Annotated in this window: 10 protein-coding genes; all 10 read left to right on the top strand. The window is 47.6% G+C overall.

From position 1 onward, the window contains the following. The coding region (locus NE473_RS26705; protein WP_256265436.1) for a doubled motif LPXTG anchor domain-containing protein at positions 1 to 1,470 on the top strand (1,470 nt) is incomplete at its 5' end. Positions 1,471 to 1,657: 187 nt separating this feature from the next. Continuing rightward, positions 1,658 to 3,016: an MATE family efflux transporter gene (locus tag NE473_RS26700; protein WP_256265435.1), complete on the top strand. Its 1,359-nt coding sequence runs from the start codon at positions 1,658 to 1,660 to the stop codon at positions 3,014 to 3,016. 233 nt (positions 3,017 to 3,249) lie between these two features. Continuing rightward, positions 3,250 to 4,293, top strand: coding sequence for a S1 RNA-binding domain-containing protein (locus NE473_RS26695; protein ID WP_172682294.1), 1,044 nt, complete (start codon positions 3,250 to 3,252; stop codon positions 4,291 to 4,293). A gap of 131 nt (positions 4,294 to 4,424) precedes the next feature. Further along, positions 4,425 to 5,117 (top strand): GTP pyrophosphokinase, encoded by a 693-nt coding sequence (locus NE473_RS26690; RefSeq protein ID WP_022032223.1) that lies wholly within the window; start codon positions 4,425 to 4,427, stop codon positions 5,115 to 5,117. 92 nt (positions 5,118 to 5,209) lie between these two features. Beyond that, positions 5,210 to 7,012 carry a glycerophosphodiester phosphodiesterase gene (locus tag NE473_RS26685; RefSeq protein WP_006771397.1) on the top strand — a complete coding sequence of 601 codons (1,803 nt, stop codon included), beginning with the start codon at positions 5,210 to 5,212 and terminating at the stop codon, positions 7,010 to 7,012. A gap of 46 nt (positions 7,013 to 7,058) precedes the next feature. Next, positions 7,059 to 7,505, top strand: a complete 447-nt coding sequence (gene dtd / locus NE473_RS26680; protein WP_006771398.1) for a D-aminoacyl-tRNA deacylase — start codon at positions 7,059 to 7,061, stop codon at positions 7,503 to 7,505. Positions 7,506 to 7,548: 43 nt separating this feature from the next. Beyond that, on the top strand, positions 7,549 to 8,949 hold the full coding sequence (locus NE473_RS26675) for an aminopeptidase (protein WP_055651845.1): 1,401 nt from the start codon (positions 7,549 to 7,551) through the stop codon (positions 8,947 to 8,949). A 140-nt stretch (positions 8,950 to 9,089) separates the two neighbouring features. Next, positions 9,090 to 10,208, top strand: a complete 1,119-nt coding sequence (gene tig / locus NE473_RS26670; RefSeq protein WP_006771400.1) for a trigger factor — start codon at positions 9,090 to 9,092, stop codon at positions 10,206 to 10,208. Between the two features lie 28 nt (positions 10,209 to 10,236). Next, the gene (locus NE473_RS26665; protein ID WP_006771401.1) at positions 10,237 to 10,821 is read left to right on the top strand and encodes a xanthine phosphoribosyltransferase; all 585 of its coding nucleotides are present in this window, start codon (positions 10,237 to 10,239) and stop codon (positions 10,819 to 10,821) included. After that, a complete protein-coding gene (locus NE473_RS26660; RefSeq protein WP_055651846.1) occupies positions 10,818 to 11,615 on the top strand; it encodes an HAD-IIB family hydrolase in 798 nt (265 codons plus the stop codon). The genes NE473_RS26665 and NE473_RS26660 overlap by 4 nt, the downstream gene beginning before the upstream one ends. Positions 11,616 to 11,645 lie beyond the last annotated feature (30 nt).

The following is an 11,645-nucleotide window of genomic DNA, read 5'->3' as shown; positions in this document are numbered from 1 at the left end:
GTGGTAAAGGAAGGCGACCTTGGAAAGGTAAGCTATGTAAGGGCAGCCGGAGACGAGAATAAGAACAACGTTGGAGACGAGATCAGCCTGACGGCAGAGTATACAAAAAACCCGAACTATAGGGTGGAAATCATACCGGGAATGCTGACAATTGTGGCTGCAGGTGACAATGAAGTAAGTGCGGAAGGGCAGACGGTAACGTATGACGGAACCGGTCATGGATTAAAGAGAGCGGAAGCGCTGAAAGAGGGATCGACCCTGTGGTATTCAACAGACAATAAAGAATTCAGCGAGACAGCGCCGTCATTTACAGATGCTGGAAGCTATACGGTTTATGTAAAGGCCACAAATCCAAATTATAAAGAGACACCTGTAGTAAATGCAACTATTGTTATTAACAAAAAAGAAGCAGTAATTATTGTTGATAATGTAACTAAGGTTTATGGATATGAAGATCCTCTATTTACAGGCAGTATAAGTGAACTAATAGGATCAGATGACCTTGGAACAGTGACTTTTGTAAGACAATCAGGAGATGAAAGAAAGAATAATGTAGGGGATAAGGTTAGATTGACGGCAAATTACACCGAGAATTCCAATTACCATGTAGTTGTATATGAAGGACATCTAACAATTGTGGCAGCAACTGACAATGGTGTAAATGTTGAGGGGCAGGCACTCGTATATGATGGATTAAATCATGGATTAAAGAATGCCATAGCTTTGAAAGAAGGCTCTAAACTCCTTTATTCAACTAATAAGATTGAATTTAGTGAAACAGCCCCAACCTTCACCGAAGCCGGTACCTATACCGTATATGTAAAAGCCACAAATCCGAATTATAACGAGACTCAGGTAGCAGAAGGAACCGTAGTAATCGGCAAACGTGAAATTACAATCACTGCCGACAGTGCTGAGAAACGTTATGATGGAACTGATTTAACCGCCCCGACAGCAACGATTACGGGTGGAACACTGGCGGAAGGCCAGACACTTGAAAGCGTAACGGTAACAGGAGCTCAGAGATCGACAGGAACCAGTGCCAATGTTGCAAGCAATGCAATGATTAAATCCGGTAATACGGATGTTACTGCAAACTATGCAATAACCTATATTGATGGCGTATTAACCGTGACATCAGTGGGTGGCAATAGCGGCGGCAACCCGGGTGGTAACGGCGGTGGCAGCACCCCGAATGAAAACAAACCATACCAGCCAGGAGGTCCTGGGGACAACAATGGTCCTACCGTAACCATCGATCCGGACGCAGTTCCGTTAGCCAATGCACCGGTTGATGGCAGTCCGACAGACAACTTAATCCTGATTGACGATGGCAATGTGCCGTTGGCAGGTCTTCCAAAGACTGGCGACCGCGCAGGTGCACAGGCAGGATTAGCAGCAATTCTTTCCGGATTCTTGTTGGCGGCATTCTCAATGCTGAATAATAAGAAAAAGGAAGAAAACAAGTAATTAAGAAACAGATGAATAAGCAGTAAAGTGGCGTCCGCCCGGCAGAATGTACAGTCTGCCGGGCGGACGCTTTTTATTTTTGGTTATTCCCCCATTTCTGAAGAAATCACTGGTAATCACAGAACAGATGTGATAGATTATATAGTTGATTTTAGTAGTTGAATTGTGAGATGAGGAGTATAGAAAAATGACAAAGGATATGACACAGGGAAAGCCGCTGAAGCTGATTCTGGCTTTTTCCATTCCTCTGCTGATCGGTAATATTTTTCAGCAGTTTTATAATATGGTGGATTCCATTATAGTAGGGCAGTTTATCGGAGAGGAAGCGCTGGCAGCCGTGGGTGCGACCGGCTCCATGGTATTTCTTGTCATCGGTTTCTGCAACGGAATTGCCAGCGGTTTTGGGGTTATGATATCCCAGGCCTTTGGAGCAGGAGATAAAAAGCGTCTGCGAAACTACGTCGCTGTGGCACTGATGCTCAGCGCTGTGGTAATGGTGGTTTTAACCGGAGTGACCATGGTGACAACGGAGCCGCTTCTGCACCTCATGAGAACGCCTGAAAATATTATGGATGGTGCTTCTTCTTATTTAATGATAATTTACGGCGGTCTAGGCGCAACGCTTTATTATAATGTGCTTTCCTGCATACTCAGAGGCGTGGGGGACAGCAGGACACCGCTCTATTTCCTGATCGTGTCTTCTCTTTTAAATGTAGTGCTGGATCTGCTGTTTGTTATTACCTTCCATATGGGGGTGACCGGTGCCGGGCTGGCTACGGTAATCGCTCAGGGAGTTTCAGCAGTGCTGTGCCTGATTTATATGTTTAAAAAGTTTCCGATGCTGAGACTGGAAAAATCAGATTTCCGATGCCGGTGGTACACGGTAGTTCAGATGTTCAGTGTTGGCCTTCCCATGGCGCTTCAATTTTCCATTACTGCTGTTGGCGTTATGATATTGCAGAGTGCAATCAATGATTTCGGCTCCACCGTGGTGGCTTCCTATACAGCAGCGTCTAAGGTGGAGAACCTGTCTACACAGATCATGATTACGCTGGGGGCGGCGATGGCGACGTATTGCGGACAAAATATGGGAGCCGGGCGGTTTGACCGGGTGAAAGAAGGGGTACGCCAGTCCTACATAATTGTACTGGGAGCGGTAGGTGTTGCAGTGTTTGTCTCGGCCGTGTGCGGCGAAAGCATTGTCCGCTGGTTTATATCCAACCCATCTGAGGAGGTGCTGGCGTATGCGACAACTTATCTGCATACGATTTCATGGTATTTCGTATTTTTGGCGTTCCTGTTTTTATACCGCAATGTCCTTCAGGGGCTTGGCAATGGAATTCTGCCAATGCTGTGTGGTGTGGCTGAGATGGTGGTGAGAACAATCATCGCCTTTACACTGACTGGAAAATGGGGATATATGGCGATTTGTATGGCGAGTCCGCTGGCCTGGATCGCGGCATGTATACCATTATGGCTCTGTTATCAGATACAGATTCGTGATCCTCAGAGATGGTTTTTAAGAAAACGTACAGTACGTGCCTGATCAAAAAACGGCCTGTTTTAAGCTCCGCTGATCAAGATAAAATGCCCGGGAAGAAATATGGTTCCCGGGTTTTTCAGTCCGAAAAATGCCTGTTTTTGCAATTGCCGGATATTTAACCAATATTTAAGAAATTTGCAGTAAAGGCAGGGCTTCCACGAATCCCCTGTTTATGGTATACTGTAAAAGAAAATCATTAAATTTACATATAATCTAACACACTGGAGGAGAGAAACATGAGTGAAGAAAGAAATGAAATTTTGGAGCAGGCTGCAGCAGCGGATGCAGTGACTGAAACAGCAGACGCAGTAGTGGACACTGCAGAGACCGCATCAGAGGAGGCGGCAGCCCCGGAGACGGAGACCCCGGCTCCCCAGCCGGAAGCCCGCGTTGAGACTATGGAAGACTATGCCAAAGAACTGGAAGCTTCCTTCAAACGCGTTAAGGAAGGCGATATCCTGACCGGAACGGTAGCAGGAGTGACAGAAGATCAGGTTCTTGTTGATTTAAAGTACTACGCAGGCGGAGTCATCAACAAAGAGAACATCAACGGTGATCCTGATTTCCAGCTTCAGGCGGAGATCCATCCCGGCGATGAGATTACAGCCACAGTCATCAGCACCGACGACGGGGAGGGCAATATCGAGCTTTCCATGAAGGAGGCCAATGAGAATCGGTTATGGGATAAGTTTGCCGCGATGATGGCTGACCGCACCATTGTAAACGTTAAGATCGCCGAGATCGTCAAAGGCGGAGCGGTTGCCTATCTCGAGGGCGTCAGAGCATTTATTCCGGCTTCCAAGCTTGCGGCGGAATATGTTGAGAACTTAGAGGAATATAATGGAAAGACGATAGAAGCCACTGTCATTACCGCCGATGCGGAAGCGAAGAAACTGGTGCTTTCCGGTAAAGAACCTGCGCGTGCAAAGCTTCAGGAAGAAAAGAATAAGAAGATTGCCAGGTGCGAAGTGGGCGCCGTTATGGATGGAACCGTAGATACGTTAAAAGAGTATGGCGCGTTTATCAATCTGGAAAATGGCTTATCCGGACTTCTGCACATTTCACAGATCAGCAATCAGAGAATCAAGCATCCGGGAGCTGTCTTAAAGGAAGGCCAGACTGTAAAAGTAAAGATTATCTCCATCAAGGACAATAAGATCAGCTTAAGCATGAAGGCTCTTGAACCGGATGAGGAAATCGACCTGGAAGGATTTGATTACAAGGGCGACGGAGAAGTGACTACAGGCCTGGGCGCACTGTTAAAAGGATTAAAATTTTAGAAAGTCAGGAAAAAGAATATAAAATGCCGGGTTTCTATGGTATACTAATTCTAACGGGCAGAGGCGTTTTGACGCGGCTCTGCCCGGACTGACTAGAATGCGGACACGTGGTGAGGAAGGGAGGAATGAAGATGAATATTCCCAATTCATTTAACCAGGTTGACCAGTGGAAATCTGTGATGTTTTTGTATGACTCGGCATTAAAAGAAATCAATACGAAGATTGAGATACTCAATAATGAGTTTGTGCACATCTACAATTACAATCCGATTGAACACATCAAGTCCCGTCTTAAGACGCCGGACAGCATCGTTAAGAAGCTGAAGCGCTACGGTTTTGAAGTGACGATCGACAACATGGTGGAAAAGTTAAGCGATATCGCAGGAATCAGGATTATCTGTTCCTTTACATCAGATATTTATCAGATTGCTGAGATGATTACGAAACAGAGCGATGTTACGGTGCTCTATGTAAAAGATTACATTAAGAATCCCAAGCCCAATGGCTATAAGAGCTATCACATGGTGGTGACGATTCCCATATATCTGACTGACGGGCCTGTTGATACAAAGGTTGAGATTCAGATCAGAACGATTGCCATGGATTTCTGGGCAAGTCTGGAACATAAGATTTATTACAAATTTGAAGGAAATGCCCCGGCGTATTTACAGCAGGAGTTAAAGGCCTGTGCAGACGTGGTGAATATGCTGGATGTAAAGATGTTTTCCCTTAATCAGGCTATTCTGGAACTTGCTGAGGCACAGCGGATGCAGGATCAGGAGATGCCCGATGACGAGGAAGTGGCAGAGGAAGAATTACCGTAGAACGTGGGCAGCCAGAGCGGATTCCATCCGTTCGGGCTGCTTTTTAACAGGACAGTGAATGGAACGAATAACCCTGTAGAAGAAGGTTGTATATGAGGACGTTGACGAAGGAAACATGCCAGATTCTTAAATTTAATCAGAAGAATGCATTGCTTTTTGAAGTCCTGTACCGCCTGCTCACCGGGCCGCTTTATCTCTTTCTGCTTAATAAGGGGTTAAAGTGGTCCCTAAAGATGGCCGGATACAGCTATTTAACTGCGGGCAATTTCGGTTATTTCCTGCTGAAGCCGGGGACGATCCTCATGATTCTTCTGATAGGGATTGTTGGTGTCCTCTTTCTCGCGCTGGAGACCGGCTGTCTGCTGACCTTGTTTCAGGGGGCGGCGTATTTCAGGAAGCTCCGTGTGGGAGAGATCTTTTTAGGCGGCTTATCGAAGCTGTCTGATGAGGTTAAGAAGAAAAACTGGAAGCTGGGGCTCCTGATACTGGCTGATTACGGGATCTCCAACCTGTATCTGATCTACCGGGTTTTAACCCATGTTAAGCCGCTGAATTTTGTCATGTCGGAACTGATGAGGCAGAACGCGGGACGGCTGGCAGTCTGTGCTGCGGTGGTGCTCATCCTCCTGGCCGTTGTACCGGGGCTGTACACCTTTCACGCCTGTATGATCGAACAGAAGAATTTCCGGGATGGATACAGGCGAAGCCGGAGGCTGCTGAAGGGGCATTTGGCAAACACGGTGGTTTTGCTGGGCGGATATTATGCCGGACTGATTCTACTGCTTCATGTGATCTATATTTTCTGTATCCTGGTAGCGGCGGTTGGTATGAGCCTGTTTACGGACAACCGCCTGGCGCTGGCCATACTGCCGGCGGTTGGAGACAGGATCGAGCTGGTGCTTATCTTCCTGGCCAGCATGGGGCTGGCCCTGGGGAATTTTGCGGCGCTCAGCGTTCAGTATTACCAATACAGCAACCGGCTGAGCCGGGAACCCCGGTGGGATTTTTCCTATCCCTCCAGAAAATCGTTCCGCGGACGGATCCTGGGCGCGGGAGTGGCTGTGGCGGCAGCGCTCAGCCTCTTCTTTCTCTTCAACCTTGTGAGAAATGGTTCCGCCATTACAGACGATATCCTGACGGAGATTCAGATTACCGCGCACCGTGGCAGCTCTAAATCTGCACCGGAGAATACCATGGCGGCGATGGAACTGGCCGTGGAGAATATGGCCGATTTTGTGGAGATCGATGTGCAGGAGACGGCCGACGGCGTGGTGGTTCTGGGCCATGATTCCACATTGAAGCGGGTGGCAGGTGTGAACCGGACGATTGGCTCCTATACGCTGAAGGATCTGCAGGATCTGGATGTGGGCAAATGGTTTTCCAGGGAGTTTGAAGGGGAGAGGATTCCGACGCTTACAGAGGTTATGGATTACTGCAAGGGCCGGATCAAGATGAATATTGAAATTAAAAATCTGGGGAAGGACAGTCCGCTGCCGGATAAAGTGGTGCAGTTAATTACGGACCATCAGATGAAGGAACAGTGTGTGGTGACGTCCACGCGCCTCTCCTATCTGTCCAGGGTGAAGGAATTGGATCCGGATATACGAACCGGATATATTATTTCTGCCGCATACGGCGATTATTACTCGGATGATGATGTGGATTTTATCAGTATCCGCTCCAGCTTTGTCAGCGGAAAGCTGGTGGAAGCCGCTCATGAAAAAGGAAAAGCGATCCATGCATGGACCGTGAACAACAAGAGTGAGATGGAGCGGATGAAGATGCTGGGAGTTGACAACATCATTACGGATTACCCGGTACTGGCGAGAGAGATTGTCTATCGGGAAAGAGCGACGGAGACGCTGTTTGAATATCTCCGGCTGGTATTAAAATAGACGCAGCAGTTCAGGAAACTGCTGCCAATAGACAGGAGTGAACGACATGAAGGTGGTACTGCAGAGAGTGTCCCGCGCGGCGGTGTCCGTGGATGGGGAAGTGATTGGCGCCATCGGAAAAGGATTTCTGCTTCTGCTGGGTGTTTCGGATACGGACACAGAGCAGACGGCGGACCGGATGGTGGATAAGATATGCAAACTGCGTATCTTTGAAGATGAGAATGGAAAGACAAATCTTTCGCTGGCGGATGTCGGCGGAGCGCTTCTGGTGGTAAGCCAGTTTACGCTGTATGCCGACTGTAAAAAAGGCAACCGTCCCAGCTTTATAAAGGCTGGAGGCCCGAAGCTGGCGGAGGAACTGTATGAATATGTGATTTCACGGTGCCGCGAGCGCGTACAGATGGTGGAACATGGAAGCTTCGGTGCACACATGATCATTGATCTGGAAAATGACGGACCGTTTACCCTGGTACTCGACAGCGAAGAACTTTAATAAACGAATAGTACAATAGACAAATATGGAGGTTATTGACACGATGGAAAAGACTAAAGGAGAACTTTTAGCAGAAGAATTAACCTGGGAATTCCCCAATATTGCAAAGGAAGCACCGGAACAGAGAGAGGCTGCGGAGATGTTCTGTGCAGGCTACAAAGCATTTCTGGATAAGGGAAAAACAGAGCGGGAATGTGTAAAGGAAACCGTTAAAATACTGGAAGCGGCAGGTTATGAGCCTTTCGAAGCCGGTAAGAAGTATGCGGCTGGAGACAAGGTATACATGGTGAACCGGAAAAAAGCAGTGATAGCGACTACCTTTGGCAGCAAATCCGTGGAAGAGGGGCTTCGTTTCAATGGAGCGCATATCGATTCCCCGCGTCTCGATTTGAAGCCGAATCCTGTTTATGAAAAGAAGGATCTGGCGTATTTTAAGACTCACTATTATGGCGGAATCCGCAAATACCAGTGGGGAGCCACTCCGTTATCCATGCATGGAGTGATCGTGAAGAAAAACGGCGAGATAGTAGAAGTGAATATCGGCGAGCAGGAAGGTGATCCGGTCTTCTGTGTGACTGATTTACTCCCTCATCTGGCGGCCGACCAGAATATGCGCCCCTTAAAGGATGGGCTGAAGGGCGAAGAGCTGAATGTAATCATCGGTTCCATTCCCTATGTTGATGAAGCCAAAATCAAGGAGCCGGTTAAGCTCCTGGCGCTTCAGCTGTTAAATGAGCGCTATGGAATTACCGAGGCTGATTTCTTCCGTGCAGAGATCGAGCTGGTTCCGGCTCATAAGGCCAGCGACGTAGGTCTGGACCGCAGCATGATCGGCGCTTATGGACAGGATGACAGGGTGTGTGCCTATACGGCGCTTATGGCGGAAGTGGAAACGAAGAATCCGGTTTATACGACGGTGACGATTCTGACAGACAAGGAAGAGATCGGTTCCGTGGGAAATACCGGACTGAATTCCGATTATGTGCTTCATTATGTGGAGGAACTGGCAGAGACGCAGGGAGCGGATGTGAAGCGCGCGCTGAAGAATTCCATCTGTTTATCCTCCGATGTAAATGCAGCTTATGATCCGACGTTCCCGGAAGTCTATGAGGAGCGGAATTCCTGCTTCTTAAATAAGGGCTGTGTACTGACGAAGTATACAGGAAGCCGCGGAAAGTCTTCTTCCAATGATGCCAGCGCTGAAGTGATGGCAAAGGTTATCGCCATGATGGATCAGGAAGGCGTGTACTGGCAGATCGGCGAGCTTGGCGCGGTCGATGTGGGCGGCGGCGGAACGATCGCCCAGTATGTGGCTCATATGAATGTAGATGTAGTTGATTTGGGAGTGCCGATTCTTTCCATGCATTCTCCGTTTGAACTGGCCTCCAAGCTGGATGTATACAATACATACAAGGCCTTTCTGGCATTTTACCGGGCTTCCTAAAACTCTGCGAACAGTAACCGCCTATTCTGAAATTTTTGTTAATTTCGGTAAAAAGCTTTTTTTACATGCTCCGATATGGTATAACTGTCAGGAAGCATTTTATATTTTTATTATTTTGATTAAAGGAAAAGGAACGTATTATGAGAAAATTTTTAAAAGTTGCTGCCTGCGGACTGATTATGGCGGCAGTTGTGACTGGCTGCTCCAAGAAGGCGGCAGAAGAGACGACACCTGCGGAAACTACCACGGAGACTACTGCAGAGGCAGGTTCAGAGACGGAAGCATCTGAACAGCTGGAGATGATGGATTTATCCGGAATTGATAACGGTACCGTGACACTCGGCGAATATAAGGGCATTGAAGTGACCAAGACACCGGTGGAAGTATCTGATGAAGAAGTAGACGCGGCAATCTTATCAGAGCGTGAGAGCAAGACCACCTACGACGATGTAGACCGTGCCGTTCAGGATACGGATAAGGTAAATATCGATTACGTTGGAACGAAGGACGGCGTGGCATTTGACGGCGGTACTGCACAGGGACAGGATCTTGTGATTGGCTCCGGCCAGTTTATCGACGGTTTTGAGAGCGGACTGATCGGTGCGAAGAAGGGCGATGAAGTAACGCTCGACTTAACCTTCCCGGAAAACTACGGCAATGCTGACTTAGCCGGTCAGGCAGTGGAATTTAAGGTAACCGTCAACAACGTACAGGAAAAGAACATGCCGGAATTAGACGACGCGTTCGTTCAGGAAGTATCTGATTTCAAGACGGTTGATGAATACAAGGAGAGCAAAAAGCAGACCATTCTGGAGCAGAAGGAAGGACAGGCGCAGGCCGCTGTTGAGAATGATATTCTGAAAGCAGTCGTTGAAAACAGCCAGATTGAGACGACACAGGAAGCTGTTGATGCGAACTTCAATAACTATCTGCTTAATTATACGAATCAGGCCGCAATGTATGGGATTGATTTAAATACATTTACATCTGCATTTTACGGTGTGGATGAGGAGACCTTTAAAGAAAACTACGTGAAGAATATCGCAAAATCTGCGGTTGAGCAGAGACTGGTATTCCATGCGATTGCGGATAAGGAAGGCATTACCGTATCGGATGAAGACCGTGATAATCTTGCCGCTGAGATGGGATACGAGAGTAAGGATCAGATGATTGAGTCAGCCGGAGCTTACAATGTGGACGATTATCTGATTTCTACCAAGACCATGAAATTTTTAGTTGATAATGCAGTAATCAAATAAAATAATTTTACGAGTAGGGGGAACCTTTATGCAGCTTTTAAAGGACAGGATACGGAAAGACGGAAAGATTAAATCCGGCGATGTATTGAAGGTAGACAGCTTTTTAAACCATCAGATGGATATTAAGCTGTTCGAAGAGATCGGAAAGGAGTTTAAAAGACGCTTTTCTGATGCTGACATCAATAAGATCCTTACAATTGAGGCATCCGGAATCGGCATCGCATGTATTGTTGCCCAGTATTTCGATGTTCCGGTAGTTTTTGCGAAGAAGTCCAAGACGAAGAATATCGCCGGAGATGTCTACACCACCAAGGTGGAATCTTTTACACATGGAAAAGTCTATGATATCATGGTTGCCAAAGAGTTTTTAGGTGCCGGAGACAAGGTGCTGCTGATCGATGATTTCCTGGCTAACGGCAAGGCTTTAGAGGGCCTGGCAGCCGTGGTGAAGGATTCGGGAGCAGAATTGATCGGTGCCGGGATTGTGATCGAGAAAGGGTTTCAGCCTGGAGGAGACCGTCTGCGCGCAGATGGAATCCGTGTCGAATCCCTTGCAATCGTAGAAAGCATGGATGAAAAAACGGGCAGTATCCGTTTTCGGGGTGATGAATGACAAGTAACAGAAAGGCATTATTTTTTGATATAGATGGTACGCTTCTCTCGGAAGTGAACCGGAATGTACCGGAGAGTGCCAGAAAGGCTGTTGCGGGAGCACGGGCGGCCGGACATCTGGTATTTATCAATTCCGGCCGTACATACAGCCTGATCGGCCCGATCAGGGACCTGGTTGAAGTGGACGGCTATTGCTGCGGATGCGGCACGAGGGTGATCGTGGGAGATGAAGTGCTGTTCTCCTTTACCATTCCTCATGAACGCGGTCTTCAGATTAAGAAAGATATTATAAAATACAATCTGGGAGGAATTCTGGAAGGCACGGAGCACTGCTATTTCAGAAAAGAAAGAACCAGATTTACCCAGCTGGAGCAGATTCGGGAGAATATCGAGAGAGACGGCCATGGGGCCCCTTATACCTGGGAAGACGACTGCTTTGATTTTGATAAGTTCTGTGTGTTTGCAGATGAGCAGAGCGATCTGGCCGGATTTTCAAGGGCTCTGGGACTGGAATACAACATCATTGACCGCGGAGACGGATTCTATGAATGTGTTCCGGCGGATTATTCCAAGGCGACTGCTATCGATGTGGTTCTTGAGAAGTACGGCATGGCGCTGGAGGATGCTTATGTGTTCGGTGACAGCACCAATGATCTTCCTATGTTCGAACATGCGAAGAACTGTATTCTTATGGGACACCATGATGTGGAACTGGAACCGTATGCCACGTTCTTTACAAAGAATGTGGAGGATGACGGAATCGAGTATGCCATGAAGAAGCTGAAACTGATTTAAGCGGGCTGCAAAGACAAAAGTAAGAGTTGA

The sequence above is a fragment of the Hungatella sp. SL.1.14 genome (genome assembly GCF_024460495.1).
GTDB classification, from domain to species: Bacteria; Bacillota; Clostridia; order Lachnospirales; family Lachnospiraceae; genus Hungatella; species Hungatella hathewayi.
Note: the sequence above shows the minus strand (reverse complement) of the source record. Positions and strands in the feature narration are given on the sequence as shown.

Coding starts and splice junctions, on each gene's coding strand:
- NE473_RS26660 (WP_055651846.1), top strand. CDS start 10,818: ATGACAAGTAACAGAAAGGCATTATTTTTTGATATAGATGGTACGCTT.
- NE473_RS26700 (WP_256265435.1), top strand. CDS start 1,658: ATGACAAAGGATATGACACAGGGAAAGCCGCTGAAGCTGATTCTGGCT.
- dtd (WP_006771398.1), top strand. CDS start 7,059: ATGAAGGTGGTACTGCAGAGAGTGTCCCGCGCGGCGGTGTCCGTGGAT.
- tig (WP_006771400.1), top strand. CDS start 9,090: ATGAGAAAATTTTTAAAAGTTGCTGCCTGCGGACTGATTATGGCGGCA.
- NE473_RS26665 (WP_006771401.1), top strand. CDS start 10,237: ATGCAGCTTTTAAAGGACAGGATACGGAAAGACGGAAAGATTAAATCC.
- NE473_RS26695 (WP_172682294.1), top strand. CDS start 3,250: ATGAGTGAAGAAAGAAATGAAATTTTGGAGCAGGCTGCAGCAGCGGAT.
- NE473_RS26685 (WP_006771397.1), top strand. CDS start 5,210: ATGAGGACGTTGACGAAGGAAACATGCCAGATTCTTAAATTTAATCAG.
- NE473_RS26690 (WP_022032223.1), top strand. CDS start 4,425: ATGAATATTCCCAATTCATTTAACCAGGTTGACCAGTGGAAATCTGTG.
- NE473_RS26675 (WP_055651845.1), top strand. CDS start 7,549: ATGGAAAAGACTAAAGGAGAACTTTTAGCAGAAGAATTAACCTGGGAA.